This is a genomic window from Microbacterium awajiense (assembly GCF_039536545.1).
GTDB classification, from domain to species: Bacteria; Actinomycetota; Actinomycetes; order Actinomycetales; family Microbacteriaceae; genus Microbacterium; species Microbacterium awajiense.
The window spans coordinates 375,203-394,845 of sequence record NZ_BAAAYU010000001.1 but is presented as its reverse complement, the minus strand read 5'-3'; the positions used below and the strand labels follow the sequence as shown (position 1 = coordinate 394,845).

Sequence of the window (19,643 nt, the reverse complement as noted above, 5' to 3'; positions counted from 1 at the left end):
ATTCAGGAGGTCCGCCATGGCCGGCACCAGCCAGGGAATCATCGATCCGCCGATCGACAGCCTGCTCGAGAAGGTCGACTCCAAGTACCAGCTCGTCATCTACGCGGCAAAGCGCGCGCGTCAGATCAACGACTACTACTCCGACCTGCACGAGGGGAACCTCTTCGACAACGTCGGTCCGCTCGTCGACTCGACCGTCGAGGACAAGCCGCTGACGATCGCGATGCACGAGATCCACGAGGACAAGCTGCGCCTGCGCGACGCCGAGTGATGACGCAGCTGCGCCTGTTCACCTCCGAGTCGGTCACCGAGGGTCATCCCGACAAGATCTGCGATCAGATCTCCGACAGCATCCTCGACGCTCTGCTCGCCGAGGATCGGGACAGTCGCGTGGCGGTCGAGACCCTCGTCACGACGGGCCTGATCCACGTCGCGGGCGAGGTGCGCACCGACGGCTACGTCGACATCCCCGGCATCGTCCGGGGTGTTGTGAACCGTATCGGCTACACCTCGAGCGACACCGGTTTCGACGGCGATTCGTGCGGGGTCACGGTGTCGATCGGCGAGCAGTCCGGTGATATCGCTGCGGGTGTCGACAACGCGCTCGAGCACCGCGAGGGCGGTTCGATCGATCCCGTCGACACGCTCGGCGCCGGCGACCAGGGCATCATGTTCGGCTACGCGACCACCGAGACGCCCCAGCTGATGCCGATGGCGATCTGGACGGCGCATCGCATCGCAGAACGCCTGGCCGACGCCCGTCGCAGCGGCGCTCTGCCGTTCCTGCGGCCGGACGGCAAGACGCAGGTGACGCTCGGCTACGACGGCGCCGTGCCGCGCACCGTCGAGACGGTCGTGCTGTCGACTCAGCACCAGCCCGACATCTCGCTGGCCGCGCTGCGCGCGGCGGTGCAGGCCGAGGTGATCGACCCCGTGCTGGCCGAGACGGGTCTCGACGTCTCGGACGTCGAGTACGTCATCAACCCCGCCGGCGACTTCGTCATCGGCGGCCCCAAGGGCGACGCGGGACTCACGGGGCGCAAGATCATCATCGACACATACGGCGGCGCGGCGCGGCACGGCGGCGGCGCGTTCAGCGGCAAGGACCCCTCGAAGGTCGACCGCTCGGCCGCATACGCCATGCGGTGGGTCGCCAAGAACGCTGTGGCGGCCGGGCTCGCAGAGCGCCTCGAAGTACAGGTCGCCTACGCGATCGGCCGAGCCGCACCCGTGGGTCTGTACGTCGAGACGTTCGGCACGGGCGCGGTGGCCGACGACGTGATCGCCGGAACGATCCGCGAGGTGTTCGACCTCCGGCCGCAGGCCATCATCGACGCACTCGACCTGCTGCGTCCGATCTACGCGAAGACCGCCGCCTACGGGCACTTCGGCCGCGAACTGCCCGAATTCACGTGGGAGCGCACCGATCGCGCCGAGGCGCTGCGGGCCGCCGTCGGTCTCTGACATGAGCGCGGGGCGCGTGGCACGCGTGCTCGTCGATTCGCCGCTGCCCCAGCTGGACCGACTGTTCGACTACGCGATCCCGGCCGAGTTCGCCGACGACGCGCGTCCGGGTGTGCGGGTGCGGGTGCCGCTGCGCACCGCCGGCCGCATCATCGACGGCTATCTCGTCGAGGTGACGGATGCCTCGACCTCGGACCGCGCCCTGTCCGAACTCGACGCCGTCGTGTCGCCGGTGCCCGTGCTGACCCCGGCGCTGTACGCGCTGGCACGGCGTGCCGCCGACCGGGCGGCGGGTTCGGCCTCCGACATCCTGCGCCTCGCGATCCCGAAGCGGATGGTGCGCGCCGAGAAGGCGTGGCTCGCTGCGGGACGGGCGGGCGCACCGACCGTGGCCGAGGACGCGGTCGCGTGGGCGGACGCCCGGCTCGCGGCGTTCGTCGACCTGTCGGCGCGGATCGATGCGGGGGAGCGGCTCGCGCTCTCGGCCCCGGCCGTGCCCGACGAGACGGCGGACGGTCGCACCGTCGGGGCGTGGGCGCTGCTGCTGGCGGCCGCAGCCACGCGCCAGCTCGCCCGCGGGTGCAGCAGCATCATCGCCGTACCCGACCACCGCGACGCGACCCAGGTGCTCGCGGCACTCGACGGCCGCGTCCCCCCGGACGCCGTCGTGCGCGACGACGCACGACGCAGCGGTCCGGAACGATACGCCACGTTCCTGCGCACGCTCGAGGACGCGCCCGCGATCGTCGTGGGCAACCGATCGGCGGTCTACTCGCCGATCGCGCGACCCGGTCTCGTCGCGATCTGGGACGACGGCGACCCGCTGCTGCGGGAGCCGCTCAGCCCCGGCGTCCACGCACGCGATGCCGCGTTGATCCGCCACGAGCTCGAGGGCGGTGCGCTCGTCGTCGCCGGGCACACGCGCACCACCGATGTGCAGCGACTCGTGTCGGTGGGCTGGATCGCCGACGTCGCACCGGTGCGCCGGGCGAGCCCGCGGGTCGTCCTCAGCGCCACGCGCGAAGGCGAAGGCCGCGGTGCGCGCGTGCCGTCGTCCGCCTTCCAAGCCGCCCGCACGGCCGTGGCGGACGGCCCCGTCCTCGTGCAGGTCGCCCGGCCGGGCTACGCTCCTTCGCTCGTGTGCGCCGACTGCCGGCGTCCCGCGCGCTGCGCCCACTGCGGCGGGCCGTTGCGCGCCGCCAGACCCGGGGCCACGCCCGTGTGCGGGTGGTGCGGGCGCCACGCGCGCGGCTGGGCGTGCCCGCACTGCAGCTCGACCCAGGTGCGGATGGCCTCGTCGGGAAGCGAGCGGACGGCCGACGAGCTCGGGCGGGCGTTCCCCGGCATCCGCGTCATCGTCGCCGACGGCGAGCATCCCGTCGCCCACGTCGACGCCGCCCCCGCTCTGGTCGTCGCCACGCGCGGCGCCGAGCCGATCGCACAGGGCGGATATCGAGCCGTCGTGCTCCTCGATGGCGACCGGATGCTGCAGGCCGACGATCTGCGGGTCGGCGAGGCGTGCCTGCGCTGGTGGTCGAACGCGGCCGCGCTGGCCGCGCCGGGCGCACCAGTTCATCTGGTCGGTGTCGCAGGGGGCGTCGCGCGCGCCCTCGCGACCTGGACGCAGCCCGCCTATGCCGCGAGCGAGCTCGCCGACCGCGCACCGCTGAGGATGCCCCCCACGGTGCGCGTCGCCGCCGTCGAGGGCCCGCGCGCACGTGTGGATGCGGCCATCCGCGCGGTGCGCGAAGCCGTGACCGCACTCGACTCCGAGGCCGTCCTCGGTCCGGTCGGCGAGAGCGAACAGGCCCGCGCGCTCGTCCGCTTCGACTACTCATCCGGACCCGCGGTGACCGCTGCGCTGCGCTCCGCGGTGGTGACGGACGCGCTGAACTCCCGTCGCCCCCGCGCCGGCGGTCCCGGCCGCAATACACTCAGAGTCCGCGTCGACCTGCCCGACCTCGAGCTGTGAGGAACCCCATGCGCCTCGTCTTCGCCGGCACACCCGAGCCGGCCGTGCCGTCGTTGCGCCGGCTGCTGGCCTCCGACCACGACGTCGTCGCCGTGATCACCCGGCGCGACGCCCCGCTCGGCCGCAAGCGGGTCCTCACCCCGTCGCCGGTGGCGGCGACCGCCGCCGATGCCGGAACCGAGACCATCCGCGTGAACCGGTTGGACGGCGACACCACGGCACGCGTTGCGGCGCTCGACGCCGACCTCGGCGTCATCGTGGCCTACGGCGGGCTCGTGCGCGAGCCGCTGCTGGCGACCCCCCGGCACGGCTGGATCAACCTGCACTTCTCACTCCTGCCACGGTGGCGCGGTGCCGCTCCCGTGCAGCACGCCCTCATCAACGGCGACACCGAAACCGGCGTGAGCGTGTTCAGACTGGTCGCCGAACTGGACGCGGGCGATGTGTTCGCCCGCCGCGCCGTGTCCGTGCCGCGTGGTGCGACGGCGGGCGCCCTGCTCGACGAGCTCGCCGTCCTGGGCGCGGACGTGCTGCTCGAGGTCGTCGACGCGATCGCCGCGGGCACCGCCACGACCACCCCGCAGACCGGCGAGGCGACGTTCGCGCCGAAGCTCACCGCCGAGGACGGCCGCATCCGCTGGAACGAGCCGGGGACGGCTGTGCTGAACCGCATCAACGGCGCGACCCCCGAGCCCGGCGCGTTCACGACGATCGACGGCGCGAGGTTGAAGGTGCTCTCGGCCGCGGCATCCGATCGACCCTCACCCGGATCGGGCCGGATCGCAGGCGACGGACGGGCGGTGCTGGCGGGGGCATCGGACGGCGCGGTGGAGCTGCTGCGCGTGCAGCCTGCCGGCAAGCCGCCGATGGACGCCGCCGACTGGTGGCGCGGTCAGCGCGCCCCGAGCGTGGCGGTCGGCACATGAGCGGTGCGACCGGATCCCGACGCGTGGCCTTCGAGACCATCCGCGCGGTGCACGAGTCGGATGCGTACGCCAACCTGCTGCTGCCGACGGCCATCCGCCGCGCCGGACTCGACACCGCGGATGCGGCGCTTGCGACCGAGCTCACCTACGGCACGCTGCGCCGCCAGGGGACCTACGACGCGATCATCTCACTCGCGTCGGACCGGCCGGTCAGCGACATCGAGCCCGCCGTGCTCGACGCGGTGCGCCTGGGAGTGCACCAGCTGCTGTCGACGCGCGTCGCCTCGCATGCCGCTGTGAACGAGTCCGTCGAGCTGGCACGGCGCGCGGGCGGACGCGGCGCCGGCGGCTTCGCGAACGCCGTGCTGCGTCGCGTCTCGCGCGACACGCCGGGCGACTGGCTGTCGCACGTCGCCGAAACGGCACGCTCCGACGACGAGCGGATCGGCCTGGTCACATCGCATCCGGTATGGATCGTGCGCGCGTTCCGTCGGGCACTCGCCGCCGAGGGACGCGCGGGAGAGCTCGAGGCGCTGCTGGCCGCCGACAACGCCTCGCCTCGCGTGACGATGGCGGCGCTGCCCGGACTCGCCGACATCCCGGCACGCGCACGGCGGACGCCCTACTCGCCGATCGCGTTCCGGCTCGCCTCCGGCGACCCCGAGCAGCTCGTGAGCGGGTCGGCGGGACGCCGCCGCGTGCAGGACGAGGGATCGCAGCTGGCCGCGCTGGCGCTCAGCCGCGTCGAGCCGATCCGCGACGGCGAGAAGTGGCTCGACCTGTGTGCCGGGCCGGGCGGGAAGACCGCGCTGCTGGCCGCCGAAGCGCGGATCGGCGGGGCGCGGCTCGAGGCCAACGAGATCGTCCCCGCCCGCGCAGGCCTCGTCCGCCAGGCCCTTCGGTCGGTGCCGGGTCGGGTACCCGTGTCTGAGCTCGACGGCAGGACGCGCGCGGCCGAGTCGCCCGACACCTACGACCGCATTCTCGTCGATGCGCCGTGCACGGGGCTGGGCGCGCTCCGCCGGCGCCCCGAGGCGCGGTGGCGCAAGTCACCGGCCGATGTCCCCGCGCTCACTCAGCTGCAGAGGGAACTGCTCACCGCCGCCGTCGGGGCGCTGCGACCGGGCGGAATCGTCGCGTACGTCACGTGCTCGCCCCACCTCGCCGAGACCGCCACGGTCGTCGCCGACATCCACCGCGAGTGGGGGGACGCGATCGAGGAGCTGTCGGCACGCGATGCGGTCACGCAGGTGTGCGACAACGATCCCGGACTGCTGCCGCAGACGGACGGGTCGGGGCGCGCCCAACTGTGGCCGCACCGCCACAACACCGACGCCATGTCGGTGTCGCTGCTGCGCCGCCGATGACGGCGGATGCCAGGATGGAGCCGTGAGCGCACACGAGGCCGAACCCGACCGCGGGGTCCGCATCAACCCCAGCATCCTGGCCGCCGACTTCGTCAACATGCAGGCCGAGCTCGCCCGCATCGCATCCGCCGACTTCGTCCACGTCGACGTGATGGACAACCACTTCGTGCCGAACCTCACGTTCGGTCCGCAGATGGTCGGGCGCATCCAGGACGTCAGTCCCGTGCCGCTGGACGTCCACCTGATGATCGATGATCCCGATCGCTGGGCGCCCGAGTACGCCGAACTCGGCGCGGCATCGGTCACCTTCCACCTCGAAGCCGCGAAGGACGCCGTCGCCCTGGCACGGCGCCTGCGCTCGATCGGCGCGCGTGCGGGCGTCGCCGTCAAGCCCGACACCCCCGTCGCACCGCTGTTCGACATCGTCGACGAGTTCGACCAGATCCTCGTGATGACCGTCGAGCCCGGGTTCGGCGGCCAGTCGTTCCTGCACGGCACGATGCCCAAGCTGCGCGATCTCGCCCGCCACGCCCGCAAACGCGGATCCGCCGTGTGGCTGCAGGTCGACGGCGGCATATCGGACAGCACGATCGAGTACGCCGCGCAGGCCGGAGCCGATACATTCGTCGCGGGCTCGGCCGTGTTCGGCAGCGATGATCCCGCAGCGGCCATCGCACGGCTGCGTGCCGAGGCCTCACGGCACATCCACGCCCGCTGACGCGGCCGACGACCGCCTGCGTTCGCTACCCTGGCAGGGTGAAGACGTTCGACGGCCTCTACGCCGAGCTCGCCGCGAAGGCGGCGCAGCGCCCCGAGGGTTCGGGCACGGTGGCCCAGCTCGATGCGGGCGTGCACGCCATCGGCAAGAAGATCGTCGAGGAGGCCGCCGAGGTCTGGATGGCGGCCGAGTACGAGTCGACCGACGCCGCAGCCGAGGAGATCTCGCAGCTGATCTACCACCTGCAGGTGCTCATGCTCGCGAAGGGGCTCACGCTGGACGACGTGTACCGACATCTGTGAGCCGCTCCGCCGACCTTCCACCCCGACGAAAGCCTCACCGATGCTGAGAATCGCCGTGCCCAACAAGGGCATGCTGTCCGAGACCGCCGCCGAGATGCTGCAGGAGGCCGGGTACACCGGGCGTCGAGACCCCAAGGACCTCCACGTCATCGACCCGGCCAACCACGTCGAGTTCTTCTACCTGCGACCCAAGGACATCGCCACGTACGTGGGATCAGGCGCCCTCGACGTCGGCATCACGGGCCGTGATCTGCTGCGCGACGCGCGCATGCCGGGTGCGCGCGAGATCGAGGCGCTCGGCTTCGGCGATTCCACGTTCCGCTTCGCCGGCCCGCCCGGTGAGTTCTCCGAACTGACCGACCTCGAGGGCCTCCGAGTGGCGACCGCCTATCCGGGGCTGGTGGATTCGTTCCTCGATGAGCACGGTGTGGCGGTCGACCTGGTGCCGCTCGACGGCGCCGTCGAGTCGGCGGTGCGCCTCGGGGTCGCCGACGCCGTCGCCGACGTCGTCTCGACCGGGACGACACTGCGGCAAGCAGGGCTCGACGTGTTCGGGCCGGTGCTGCTCGAGTCCGAAGCCGTGCTCGTCGCCGGTCCCTCCGACGCCGCCGGCACCGAGACGCTGCTGCGCCGACTGCGCGGCGTGATGGTCGCACGCCGCTATGTCCTGATCGACTACGACCTGCCGACCGAACTGGTGGACCAGGCCGTCGCGGTCGCGCCCGGCATCGAGTCGCCCACCATTTCGCCGCTGCGCGACCCGGAGTGGGTCGCGGTGCGCGTCATGATCCCGCGCAAGGGCGTCAACCAGGTGATGGACGCCCTCTACGCGATCGGCGCCCGCGCGATCCTGGTGACCGAGATCCACGCGGCGAGGCTCTGATGGCCCTGGTCTGCCGTGTGATCCCGTGCCTCGATGTCGCGGCGGGGCGTGTCGTCAAGGGGGTCAACTTCGAGAACCTGCGCGACATGGGCGATCCGGTCGAGCTCGCCGAGGAGTACTTCCGGCAGGGGGCCGACGAGCTCACCTTCCTCGATGTCACGGCGACGGTCGACGAGCGTGCGACGACGTATGAGGTCGTCCGCCGCACCGCCGAGAAGGTGTTCATCCCCCTCACCGTCGGCGGCGGCGTGCGCACCGGCGACGACGTCGCCCGGCTGCTCACCGTCGGCGCCGACAAGATCGGCGTCAACTCCGCGGCGATCGCGCGACCCTCGCTGGTCGACGAGATCGCCGACCGCTTCGGTGCGCAGGTGCTGGTGCTCTCGCTCGACGTGAAGCGCTCGGAGGGGACCGAGTCGGGGTTCGTGGTCACCACGCACGGCGGACGCACCGAGACGACGCTCGACGCACTGGCCTGGGCGCGGGAGGCGATCGAGCGGGGCGCGGGGGAGCTTCTGGTCAACTCGATCGATGCCGACGGCACCAAGCGGGGATTCGACCTCGAGCTGGTCGCTCTCATGCGCGAGGTCTCCAGCGTGCCGGTGATCGCCTCCGGCGGCGCGGGGTCCGCGGCCGACTTCGGCCCGGCGATCAACGCCGGCGCCGATGCCGTCCTGGCGGCATCGGTCTTCCATTCCGGTCAGCTCACCGTCGGGGACGTCAAAGCCGCGATGATCGCCGACGGGGTCAACGTGCGGGAGGTCGCGGCATGAGCCGGACGATCGAGGATCGCCTCGCGCGCGTCACCTTCGACGACCGCGGCCTCGTCGCGGCGATCGTCCAGCAGTGGGACACCCGCGAGGTGCTCATGATGGCGTGGATGGACGCCGAGGCGCTGCGACGCACGCTCACCGAGGGTCGCGTGACGTTCTGGTCGCGTTCGCGCGGCGACTACTGGCGCAAGGGAGACACATCCGGCAACGTCCAATACGTGCGTGGCGCCAAGCTGGACTGCGACGGCGATGCCGTGCTCATCTCGGTCGACCAGATCGGCCCCGCCTGCCACACCGGCACGCACACCTGCTTCGACGCCGACGACTTGGAGCCGGTGGCCGGCCGGGACGCCGCGCCATGAGGCGACGCGCCCGGCTGCTGGCCGTGCTGACGATCCTCACCACCGGCTCGATCGGGGTGATCTCGTCAACGCAGACCTGGCTGGTCGTGACCCTCGTCGAGGCCGAGCAGACCCTCGACGTCGCAGGCGCCGCGGCGGTGCCCCTCCTCGCGCCGCTGAGCCTCGCGGCGCTCGCCCTCGGCGGAGCACTCACCATCGTCGGCCGCGCGCTGCGGTACGTGTTCGGCGTGCTCACGCTGGCGATCGGATGCATCCTGATGCTGCTCGCCGCGCGTATCGCGACCGAGCATCCGACCGCCGCCGTCGCGGGCACCGTGACCGAGGCGACAGGGATAGCCGGAGAGGCGTCTGTCTCGGCCCTCGTGGCGATGATCGGCGCCACCGGGTGGCCCGCCGTCACCGTCGTCGCAGCCCTTCTCCTGGCGGGCGCGGGGATTCTCACACTCGCGACCGCGCATCGCTGGCGCAGCGGCGGACGACGCTACGAGACCGATGCCTCGGCGTCCGGCCCACGGCCCGCAGACGCCGAGCGCACCGATGCGATCGACTCGTGGGACGACCTCAGCCGTGGCGAGGATCCGACCGCCCGCCCGCTAGACTGACCACCGACCCGCAACTCGGAGGACTTCCATGAGCAACCCCATCGGCGACCCCGGCCACGGACACTCCCCGGCCGCGTGGACTGCGGTCGTGATCATGCTCGTCGCCATCACGATCGGCACCGTGGCCTTCTTCTTCGCGGTCGAGTGGCTGGTCTGGGCGTCTGCGGTTCTCGTGGTCGTCGGCGCGCTCGTCGGCTGGGGCATGGCCCGCGCCGGCTACGGGGTCAACGGGCCGAAGTACGCGCCGAAAGAACATTGAGCACCCGCGCTGAGCGAGCGCCCGCGCGACGAGGTCTGCTCGCCGAACTCACCGCGGGAGCGCTGGAGGATGCGGCGCACCGCGAGCAGGTCCGTTCGCTGACGGACGTCGAGGCCGCGGCGGTCGCCCGCCCTCCGGCTCGCGACGCCCTGGCGGCACTTGCGCCGTCCGGCCACGTCAAGATCATCGCCGAGGTCAAACGTGCGAGCCCGTCGCGCGGCGATCTCGCTGCGATCCCCGATCCGGCCCTGCAGGCCCGGCGCTACCAGGACGGCGGGGCGAGCGTGGTGTCGGTGCTCACGGAGGGGCGCCGGTTCAAGGGCAGCCTCGCCGACCTCGAGTCCGTCCGCGCCGCGGTCGACATCCCGGTGCTGCGCAAAGACTTCATCGCCACCGAATACCAGGTGCTCGAGGCGCGTGCGGCCGGCGCCGACCTGGTGCTGCTCATCGTCGCCGCCCTCGACCAGGCGACGCTCGAACGTCTTCACGCCCTGACACTCGACCTCGGCATGACTCCGCTCGTCGAAGCCCACTCCGCCGACGAAGTCGACCGTGCGTCCGAGATCGGCGCGCGGCTCGTGGGTGTCAACGCACGCGACCTGAGCACGTTCGAACTCGACTCCGACCTGTTCGGGCGCCTCGTCGGCCGCGTCCCCGACGGGGTCGTGAAGGTCGCCGAGTCGGCGGTGCTCGCTCCGGCGGACGTCGCCCACTACCGCCGCGCCGGCGCCGACGCCGTGCTCATCGGCGAGGCGCTGGTCACCGGCGACCCCGTCGCAACGCTCGGCACGTTCCTCGAAGCGGGTGCGTTCGACCCCCGAGACGGAAGGCGGCACCCATGAGCCTGCGCGACGCGCCCGGCCCGTTCTTCGGCGAGTACGGCGGGCGGTTCATGCCGGAATCGCTCATCGCCGCGATCGACGAACTCACCGCGGAGTACGACTCCGCCAAGGCGGATCCGGCGTTCCAGGACGAGTTCGTCGGGCTCCTGCGCTCGTACGCCGGACGTCCGTCCGCCCTCACCGAGGTGCCCCGGTTCGCCGAGCACGCCGGGGGAGCGCGCGTGTTCCTCAAGCGCGAGGATCTCAATCACACCGGATCGCACAAGATCAACAACGTCATCGGCCAGGCCCTGCTCACCAAGCGGCTCGGCAAGACGCGCGTGATCGCCGAGACCGGCGCCGGCCAGCACGGCGTCGCCACCGCGACCGCCGCGGCCCTGTTCGGCTTCGACTGCACCATCTACATGGGCGAGGTCGACACCGAGCGCCAGGCCCTCAACGTCGCCCGCATGCGGCTTCTCGGTGCCGAGGTGATCCCCGTCACGACCGGTTCGCGGACCCTCAAGGACGCGATCAACGAGGCGTACCGCGACTGGGTGGCCAGCGTCGAGACGACGAACTACATCTTCGGCACCGCTGCCGGCCCGCATCCGTTCCCGGCGATGGTGCGCGACTTCCAGAAGATCATCGGCGAGGAGGCGCGCGAGCAGCTGGTGGCCGAGGCCGGCCGTCTGCCCGACGCGGTCGTGGCGTGCGTGGGAGGAGGCTCGAACGCGATCGGCATGTTCGACGCGTTCCTCGACGACGAGGGCGTACGGCTGTACGGCGTGGAGGCCGCCGGCGACGGTGTCGACACCCCCCGCCATGCGGCCTCGATCGAGCGTGGCCGTCCCGGCGTCCTGCACGGTGCGATGACCTACGTCCTTCAGGACGACGACGGCCAGACCGTGGAATCCCACTCCATCTCAGCCGGTCTGGACTATCCGGGCGTCGGTCCCGAGCACGCGTGGCTCGCCGCGATCGGCCGCGCCGATTACATCCCGGCCACCGATGACGAGGCCATGCAGGCGCTGCGACTGCTGTCGCGCACCGAGGGCATCATCCCCGCGATCGAGTCCGCCCACGCCCTCGCGGGTGCGATGCGCATCGGCCAGGAGCTCGGACCCGATGCGGTCATCGCGATCAGCCTCTCGGGCCGCGGCGACAAGGACATGGACACCGCCGCCCGTTACTTCGACCTGTACGACCGGGAGGATCGCGTATGACCTCGCGCGTCGAAGCGGCGATCGACGCCGCCCACGCCGACGGCCGCGGCGCGTTCGTCGGCTATCTCCCGCTCGGCTATCCCGATTTCGCCACCAGCGTCGACGCCGCGGTGGCCCTGGCCGAAGCCGGGGCCGACGTGCTCGAGCTCGGTCCGCCGTACTCCGACCCGGTCATGGACGGGCCCGTCATCCAGGAGGCGACGCAGGCCGCCCTGGCCGCGGGTTTCCGGATGCGCGACACGTTCACCGCGGTCGCAGAGATCACTGCGCGCGTGTCGGTTCCGGTGCTCGTCATGACCTACTGGAACCCCGTTCTGCAGTACGGCGTCGATCGATACGCGGACGACCTGGCCGCGGCCGGCGGCGCCGGCCTCATCACACCCGATGTCACTCCCGAAGCGGCAGGGGAGTGGATCGCGGCCAGCCGCCGCACCGGCCTCGACCGCGTCTTCCTCGCCGCTCCGACCTCGACGGACGAGCGTCTCGCGCTCATCGTCGAGAACTCGACCGGCTTCGTCTACACCGTCTCGACCATGGGCATCACCGGAGAGCGCGCCCAGCTCGATGCCGCCGCCCGCACCCTCGTCGGTCGCCTCCGCGCGCACGGGGCCGCACGTGCATGCGTGGGCATCGGCATCTCGAACGCCGAGCAGGTCACCGGCGTGATCGACTACGCCGATGGCGCGATCGTCGGGACCGCGCTCGTCCGTGCGCTGCGCGACGGCGGCATCGACGCGCTGCGCGCCGCCGCAGCACAGCTCTCGGCCGGCACCCGCATGCGGGCGAACTAGACTCGTTCCACCGGCCACCTCTGGCATCCCTCCAGCAAGGACCCCCACCGCGCATGATCAACGCCGTACAGAGCCTCGCCCAGGGCGTCTTCACCAGCATTCCGAGCCCCGACATCAGCTACATCGATCTCGGACCGCTGCGCATCCACTTCTACGCGCTGTGCATCATCACCGGCATCATCGTCGCGGTCCTCATGACCAATCACCGCCTCACCAAGCGCGGGGCCGAGCCCTGGGTGGTCATCGACATCGCGCTGCTGGCCGTGCCGCTGGCGATCATCACCGCCCGCGTCTACCACGTCGTCACCCACTGGGGCTTCTACTTCGGCGAGGGCGCGAACCCGCTGTCCGCCCTCTACATCTGGGAGGGCGGCATCGCGATCTACGGCGCGCTGATCGGCGGGGCGGTCGGCGCGTGGCTCGGCTGCCGGTGGACCGGCATCCGGTTCTGGAGCTTCGCCGACGCCCTCGCGCCGGGTCTGCTGCTCGCGCAGGCGATCGGCCGCTTCGGCAACTGGTTCAATCAGGAGCTCTTCGGATTACCCACCGACCTGCCGTGGGGGCTCGAGATCGACCCCGAGAATCCGGCGTTCCCGCCGGGACTCGCCCCTGACACGCTGTTCCACCCGACCTTCCTCTACGAGGTGATCTGGAACGCGCTCGGCGTCCTGGTCCTGCTGTGGGCCGGCAGACGCCTGCGCCTGCAATGGGGCCGCCTGTTCGCGCTCTACCTCATCTGGTACAGCGCCGGACGCATCGTGTGGGAGTCGATCCGCATCGATCCCAGTGAGATCTTCCTCGGCCTGCGCACCAACGTCTGGGCCGCCATCGCCGGCGTCGTGGTCGGCATCGTGATCCTCGTCGTGCAGCGGCGACGGCACACCGGCGACGAGGCATCGCCGTACGTGCCGGGCCGGGAGTGGCACCCCGAAGGTTCTGTACAATCGCAGGACACCGACGACTTCGTCGACGTCAGCGAACCGCCGACGGCCGAAGTCGGGGAAGGCACCGCCACAAGCGCCGCCACGAAGTAACTCGCTCCGCAGGGAGCACAGGGCCGACGTCGTCCCAACCTTGAGCAACAACGTGAGGACGGTCAGCATGGCTTCGAGCCCCCGTCGCGCGGCATCCGCCGCGGTCCCCGGCACGCAGAGCGCCCTCGCGGGCCCGCCCGCCAAGCAGGGCATGTACAACCCCGCGTTCGAGAAGGATGCGTGCGGGCTGGCGATGGTCGCCACGCTGCGCGGCGAACCGGGGCACGACATCATCGACCTGGCCTTGACGGCGCTGCGCAACCTCGAGCACCGCGGAGCGATCGGCTCGGACGCCGGAACCGGCGACGGCGCCGGCATCCTCACCCAGATGCCGGACGCCTTCCTGCGCGAGGTGGTCGATTTCGATCTGCCGCCGGCGGGGGAGTACGCGGCGGGGATGGTCTTCCTCCCCCGTGACGACGTCGCTCGGGCGGAGCAGAAAGCCGGGATCGAGCGCATCGCAGCCAGCGAGAACCTCGTGGTGCTCGGTTGGCGCGAGGTCCCCACGGCCGACGACAACCTCGGCAAGCTCGCGTTCGAGGCGCGGCCCGTCTTCGAGCAGCTCTTCGTCGCCCGCCCGGCCTCCGGCGACGCCCCCGCGCTGTCGGGCATCGCCCTCGACCGTCGCACGTACCGTCTTCGCAAGCGCTCGCGCACCGAGCTCGGCGCGTACTTCGTCTCGCTGTCGGCCCGCACCCTCGGCTACAAGGGCATGGTCACCACCTTGCAGCTCGAGCCGTTCTACCCCGACCTGCAGGATGAGCGCTTCGCGTCGGAGCTCGCGGTGGTCCACTCGCGGTACTCGACCAACACGTTCCCGTCCTGGCCTCTCGCCCAGCCGCTGCGCATGCTCGCCCACAACGGCGAGATCAACACCGTCAACGGCAACCGCAATTGGATGCGTGCGCGCCAGTCCCAGCTCGAATCCGAGCTGATCGGCGACATCGAGCCGCTGCTCCCGATCTGCACGCCCGGCGCCAGCGACTCGGCATCGTTCGACGAAGTGCTCGAACTGCTCACCCTGACGGGGCGCTCCCTGCCCCACGCCATCATGATGATGGTCCCCGAGGCGTACGAGAAGCAGGTCGGCATCGACCCGAAGCTGCGCGCCTTCTACGACTACCACTCGATGCAGATGGAGCCGTGGGACGGCCCGGCCGCGCTCATCTTCACCGACGGCACGCTCGTCGGCGCCACCCTCGACCGCAATGGCCTGCGGCCCGGCCGCTGGACCGAGACCACCGACGGTCTGGTGGTGATCGGCAGCGAGACGGGCGTGCTCGACTTCGCTCCCGAGCGCATCAAGCGCCGCGGGCGCCTCCGTCCCGGTCGCATGTTCGTGGTCGACACCGCGCAGCAGCGCATCATCGAGGACGAGGAGATCAAGGCGCAGCTCGCCGACCTCGCCCCATGGCAGGAGTGGCTGGATGCCGGTCGCGTGCGACTGGCCGATCTTCCCGAGCGCGAGCACATCGTGCATCCGATCGCCTCGATCACCCGCCGTCAGCGCACCTTCGGCTACACCGAGGAGGAGGTCAAGATCCTCCTCACGCCGATGGGGCAGACCGGCGCCGAACCGCTGGGAGCCATGGGCAGCGACACGCCCGTGGCCGTGCTCAGCGACCGCCCGCGGCTGCTGTTCGACTACTTCACGCAGCAGTTCGCGCAGGTGACCAACCCGCCGCTGGACTCGATTCGCGAGGAGGTCGTGACCTCGCTGTCGCTCGGGCTCGGCCCGGAGCGCAATCTGCTGAGCGAGGGCGCGGGTCACACCCGCACGGTCACGCTCGACTTCCCCGTGATCGACAACGATGAGCTCGCGAAGATCCAGCACATCGACACGGCGCTGCCGGGACGCACCTCGGTCACGATCCGAGGTCTGTACCGCGTCGAGGCCGGACACAAGGGCATGAAGAAGCGTCTCGAGCAGATGTGCGCCGAAGTCGATCAGGCCATCGAGGACGGCGCGGAGTTCATCGTGCTCAGCGACCGCGACTCGAACAAGGACCTCGCCCCGATCCCGTCGCTGCTCATGCTCGCCGCGGTGCACCACCACCTGATCCGCAACCAGACCCGCATGAAGTGCGGACTGGTCGTCGAAGCGGGCGATGTCCGCGAGGTGCATCATGTGGCCACGCTCATCGGCTACGGCGCGTCGGCCGTCAACCCGTACCTCGCGATGGAAACCGTCGAGTACCTCGTGCGTGCCGGCTTCATCACGGGCGTCACCCCGGAGAAGGCGGTGCGCAACCTGATCTACGCACTCGGCAAGGGCGTGCTGAAGATCATGTCGAAGATGGGCATCTCGACCGTGTCGTCGTACGCCGGCGCGCAGGTGTTCGAGGCTGTCGGCCTCTCGCAGGAACTCGTCGACACCTATTTCACCGGGACCGAAACCAAGCTCGGCGGCATCGATCTCGACGTCATCGCGGCCGAGAACGCCGCGCGGCACGCGTACGCGTATCCCGAGGACGCCGCCGTGCGCGCGCACGAGCGACTGTGGACCGGCGGCGAGTACCAGTGGCGGCGCGATGGGTCGCCGCACCTGTTCAACCCCGAGACGGTGTTCCGCCTCCAGCACTCCACTCGCACCCGCCGCTACGACATCTTCCGCGAGTACACGAAGCTCGTCGACGACCAGGCACAGGAGCTCAAGACCCTTCGCGGTCTGTTCCGCGTGCGCACCGAGGGGCGCACGCCGGTGCCGATCGACGAGGTCGAGCCGGTCTCGTCCATCGTCCGCCGATTCTCGACCGGTGCGATGAGCTACGGATCGATCTCGCGCGAGGCGCACGAGACCCTCGCGATCGCGATGAACCGCATCGGCGGCAAGTCGAACACGGGCGAAGGCGGAGAAGACGTCGACCGGCTGCTCGACCCCGAGCGCCGCAGCGCGATCAAGCAGGTCGCTTCCGGCCGCTTCGGCGTGACGAGCATGTACCTCACGCAGGCCGACGACATCCAGATCAAACTCGCGCAGGGCGCCAAGCCGGGCGAGGGCGGTCAGCTGCCGCCCGCCAAGGTCTACCCGTGGGTGGCCCGCACACGGCACGCCACCGCCGGCGTGGGGCTCATCTCGCCGCCCCCGCACCACGACATCTACTCGATCGAGGATCTCAAACAGCTCATCTTCGACCTCAAACGCGCGAACCCCAACGCCCGCGTGCATGTCAAGCTCGTCAGCCAGTCGGGCATCGGTGCGGTCGCCGCGGGCACCGCGAAGGCCCTCGCCGACGTCATCCTGGTCTCGGGCCACGACGGCGGCACCGGAGCGAGCCCGCTCAACTCGCTCAAGCACGCCGGAACGCCGTGGGAGCTCGGTCTGGCCGAGACCCAGCAGACGCTCATGCTCAACGGGATGCGCGACCGCGTCGTCGTGCAGGTGGACGGCCAGATGAAGTCGGGGCGCGATGTCATCATCGGCGCGCTGCTCGGTGCGGAGGAGTTCGGCTTCGCGACGGCTCCGCTGGTCGTGTCGGGATGCATCATGATGCGCGTGTGCCACCTCGACACCTGCCCGGTCGGCGTCGCCACCCAGAACCCGGTGCTGCGCCAGCGGTTCACCGGCAAGCCCGAGTTCGTCGTGAATTTCATGGAGTTCATCGCCGAGGAGGTCCGTGAGTACCTCGCCGAGCTCGGCTTCCGCTCGCTCGACGAGGCGATCGGTCACAGCGAGCTGCTCGACGTCGACGGGGCCATCGAGCACTGGAAGGCGAACGGCATGGACCTCGCCCCGATCCTCGACGGCCCGGCCTTCGCTCCGGAGCTGTCACGGCGCAACAGCCGCGCGCAGGACCATGAGCTCGACCAGCACTTCGACGTGCAGCTCATCGAGGCCGCGCAGGACGTCATCGCGCGCGGGGGCGAGGTGACCCTGGACCTGCCGGTGCGCAATACCGCCCGCGCCGTCGGAACGCTGCTGGGCCACCACGTCACGCGCGCCCGCGGCGAGAACGGTCTGCCCTCGGGCTCGATCACCGTCAACCTGACCGGCTCGGCGGGCCAGTCGTTCGGCGCGTTCATGCCCGCCGGCATCACGCTGCGCCTCGAGGGCGACTCCAACGACTACGTCGGAAAGGGCCTGTCGGGCGGGCAGATCGTCATCCGGCCGCCGCGCGGGGCGACCTTCGACGCATCCCGCAACGTGATCGCGGGCAACGTGATCGGCTACGGTGCGACGCAGGGCACGATGTTCCTTCGCGGCGCCGTGGGCGAGAGGTTCTTCGTGCGCAACTCGGGCGCGACGGCCGTCGTCGAGGGGGTGGGCGACCACGCGCTCGAGTACATGACGGGCGGCCTCGCCGTCATCCTGGGCTCGACCGGGCGCAACCTCGGCGCGGGGATGTCGGGCGGAACCGCCTACGTGTACAGACTGTCGACCGATCTCGTCAATCGCGAGGCGCTCGCTTCCGGCGAGCTCGAGCTCGGTCCGCTCGGGTCCGGCGACGCCGAGATGCTCCGCGACCTGCTCGCACAGCACGTCGCCGAGACCGACTCCGAGCTGGCGGCGCGACTGCTCGCCGATTTCGAAACCGAGCTCGACAACTTCGTCCGCGTGATGCCTCGCGACTACGCGGCCGTCCTGCAGACGCGCCAGGATGCCGTCGCCGAAGGGCTCGACCCCGATGGCGATGTCGTGTGGAGCCGAATCATGGAGGTGACCGGTGGCTGACCCGAAGGGCTTTCTGAAAGTCACCGAGCGCGAATTGCCGCCGCGGCGGCCCGTGCCGGTGCGCATCATGGACTGGAAGGAGGTCTACGAGGCCTCCGACTCGGGTGTGCTGCGCCGTCAGGCGGGGCGCTGCATGGACTGCGGCATCCCGTTCTGCCACCAGGGGTGCCCGCTGGGCAACCTCATCCCGGAGTGGAACGACCTGACGTGGCGCGGCGAGGGCCGCGCGGCGAGCGAGCGGCTGCACGCGACCAACAACTTCCCCGAGTTCACCGGCCGCCTCTGCCCGGCGCCCTGCGAAAGCGCGTGCGTGCTGGGGATCAACCAGCCGGCGGTGACGATCAAGCAGGTCGAGGTGTCGATCGCCGACGAGGCCTTCTCGAACGGCTGGATCGAGCCGGAGCCTCCGGGCCGATTGACGGGCAAGACGGTCGCGGTCGTCGGCTCCGGCCCGGCCGGCCTCGCGGCTGCACAGCAGCTGACCCGCGCCGGCCACACCGTGGCCGTCTTCGAGCGCGACGACCGCATCGGCGGTCTGCTGCGCTACGGCATCCCCGACTTCAAGATGGAGAAGAAGCACCTCGAGGCGCGGCTGCGCCAGATGCAGGACGAAGGCACCCGCTTCCGCGCGCGCGTCGAGATCGGCAAGGACATCTCGTGGAGCGATCTGCGAGCGCGCTACGACGCCGTCGTGGTCGCCACCGGCTCCACCCTGCCCCGTGATCTCCCGATCCCCGGGCGAGATCTGGCCGGTGTCCACTTCGCGATGGAGTACCTCGTCGAGTCGAACCGCGCGGTCGCCGGCGAGCACGTGCCGAACCAGATCAGCGCCCACGGCAAGCACGTGGTCGTCATCGGCGGCGGCGACACCGGTGCGGACTGCATCGGCACCGCGCACCGCCACGGCGCGCTGAGCGTCACCAACCTCGCGATCGGCAAGCAGCCGCCCGCCGAGCGTCCGGACACCCAGCCGTGGCCGATGGCCCCGGCGATCTTCGAAGTGCAGTCGGCCCACGAAGAGGGCGGCGAGCGCGCCTACCTGGCCTCGACGGTGGAGTTCCTCGCCAACGACGTCGGAGAGGTGCGCGCGCTCCGCGTGGCTGAGACGGAGTACGTCGACGGACGCCGTGTTCCCAAGAGCGGGACCGAGCGCGAGATCCCCGCCGACCTCGTCCTGATCGCCATGGGATTCACCGGTCCCGAGCGCACGGCGCTCGAAGAGCAGCTGGGGACGCAGTTCACCGGGCGCGGCAACGTGACCCGCGACGACCGGTTCCAGACCGCCACCCCGGGCGTCTTCGTCGCCGGTGACGCCGGTCGCGGCCAGTCGCTCATCGTGTGGGCGATCGCCGAGGGCCGTGCGGCGGCCGCCGAGGTCGACCGCTACCTCATGGGCGAGACGCAGCTGCCTGCGCCGGTGCGTCCCACCGATGTCGCGATCGGTCTGCAGCCCGCGTAGGCTGGCACCGGC

General features: G+C 71.0%; 18 protein-coding genes. All 18 read left to right on the top strand.

The features are described from left to right. Positions 1-16: 16 nt before the first annotated feature. Positions 17-271, top strand: a complete 255-nt coding sequence (gene rpoZ / locus ABD663_RS01965; protein ID WP_344736170.1) for a DNA-directed RNA polymerase subunit omega — start codon at positions 17-19, stop codon at positions 269-271. Then, positions 271-1,464, top strand: coding sequence for a methionine adenosyltransferase (metK, locus tag ABD663_RS01960; RefSeq protein ID WP_344736169.1), 1,194 nt, complete (start codon positions 271-273; stop codon positions 1,462-1,464). Before rpoZ ends, metK begins: the two co-directional genes overlap by 1 nt. 1 nt (position 1,465) lies before the next feature. After that, positions 1,466-3,436 (top strand): primosomal protein N' family DNA-binding protein, encoded by a 1,971-nt coding sequence (locus tag ABD663_RS01955; protein ID WP_344736168.1) that lies wholly within the window; start codon positions 1,466-1,468, stop codon positions 3,434-3,436. An 8-nt stretch (positions 3,437-3,444) separates the two neighbouring features. Next, positions 3,445-4,362, top strand: coding sequence for a methionyl-tRNA formyltransferase (fmt, locus tag ABD663_RS01950; RefSeq protein ID WP_344736167.1), 918 nt, complete (start codon positions 3,445-3,447; stop codon positions 4,360-4,362). Further along, positions 4,359-5,729 carry an RsmB/NOP family class I SAM-dependent RNA methyltransferase gene (locus ABD663_RS01945; protein WP_344736166.1) on the top strand — a complete coding sequence of 457 codons (1,371 nt, stop codon included), beginning with the start codon at positions 4,359-4,361 and terminating at the stop codon, positions 5,727-5,729. The genes fmt and ABD663_RS01945 overlap by 4 nt, the downstream gene beginning before the upstream one ends. A 22-nt stretch (positions 5,730-5,751) precedes the next feature. Continuing rightward, positions 5,752-6,447, top strand: a complete 696-nt coding sequence (gene rpe, locus ABD663_RS01940; protein WP_344736165.1) for a ribulose-phosphate 3-epimerase — start codon at positions 5,752-5,754, stop codon at positions 6,445-6,447. Between the two features lie 38 nt (positions 6,448-6,485). After that, entirely contained in the window at positions 6,486-6,749 is a 264-nt protein-coding gene (locus ABD663_RS01935; protein WP_344736164.1) for a phosphoribosyl-ATP diphosphatase, read from the top strand. A gap of 40 nt (positions 6,750-6,789) precedes the next feature. Next, positions 6,790-7,632 (top strand): ATP phosphoribosyltransferase, encoded by an 843-nt coding sequence (hisG, locus tag ABD663_RS01930; RefSeq protein WP_344736163.1) that lies wholly within the window; start codon positions 6,790-6,792, stop codon positions 7,630-7,632. Continuing rightward, positions 7,632-8,405, top strand: a complete 774-nt coding sequence (gene hisF, locus ABD663_RS01925) for an imidazole glycerol phosphate synthase subunit HisF (protein WP_344736162.1) — start codon at positions 7,632-7,634, stop codon at positions 8,403-8,405. The genes hisG and hisF overlap by 1 nt, the downstream gene beginning before the upstream one ends. Continuing rightward, positions 8,402-8,767, top strand: coding sequence for a phosphoribosyl-AMP cyclohydrolase (hisI, locus tag ABD663_RS01920; RefSeq protein ID WP_344736161.1), 366 nt, complete (start codon positions 8,402-8,404; stop codon positions 8,765-8,767). Before hisF ends, hisI begins: the two co-directional genes overlap by 4 nt. Beyond that, positions 8,764-9,369, top strand: a complete 606-nt coding sequence (locus ABD663_RS01915; protein WP_344736160.1) for a Trp biosynthesis-associated membrane protein — start codon at positions 8,764-8,766, stop codon at positions 9,367-9,369. Before hisI ends, ABD663_RS01915 begins: the two co-directional genes overlap by 4 nt. Positions 9,370-9,397: 28 nt before the next feature. After that, a complete protein-coding gene (locus ABD663_RS01910; protein ID WP_344736159.1) occupies positions 9,398-9,628 on the top strand; it encodes a DUF6704 family protein in 231 nt (76 codons plus the stop codon). A 35-nt stretch (positions 9,629-9,663) separates the two neighbouring features. Beyond that, positions 9,664-10,470, top strand: coding sequence for an indole-3-glycerol phosphate synthase TrpC (gene trpC / locus ABD663_RS01905; RefSeq protein WP_344736908.1), 807 nt, complete (start codon positions 9,664-9,666; stop codon positions 10,468-10,470). Continuing rightward, positions 10,467-11,675 (top strand): tryptophan synthase subunit beta, encoded by a 1,209-nt coding sequence (gene trpB, locus ABD663_RS01900; protein WP_344736157.1) that lies wholly within the window; start codon positions 10,467-10,469, stop codon positions 11,673-11,675. The genes trpC and trpB overlap by 4 nt, the downstream gene beginning before the upstream one ends. Continuing rightward, the gene (gene trpA, locus ABD663_RS01895) at positions 11,672-12,466 is read left to right on the top strand and encodes a tryptophan synthase subunit alpha (RefSeq protein WP_344736156.1); all 795 of its coding nucleotides are present in this window, start codon (positions 11,672-11,674) and stop codon (positions 12,464-12,466) included. The genes trpB and trpA overlap by 4 nt, the downstream gene beginning before the upstream one ends. Positions 12,467-12,519: 53 nt before the next feature. Further along, complete coding sequence (gene lgt / locus ABD663_RS01890; protein WP_344736155.1) at positions 12,520-13,500, top strand: prolipoprotein diacylglyceryl transferase; 981 nt, start codon at positions 12,520-12,522, stop codon at positions 13,498-13,500. 67 nt (positions 13,501-13,567) lie between these two features. Next, entirely contained in the window at positions 13,568-18,172 is a 4,605-nt protein-coding gene (gene gltB / locus ABD663_RS01885) for a glutamate synthase large subunit (RefSeq protein ID WP_425561746.1), read from the top strand. Next, a complete protein-coding gene (locus tag ABD663_RS01880; protein WP_344736154.1) occupies positions 18,165-19,631 on the top strand; it encodes a glutamate synthase subunit beta in 1,467 nt (488 codons plus the stop codon). Before gltB ends, ABD663_RS01880 begins: the two co-directional genes overlap by 8 nt. The last annotated feature ends 12 nt before the right edge of the window (positions 19,632-19,643 follow it).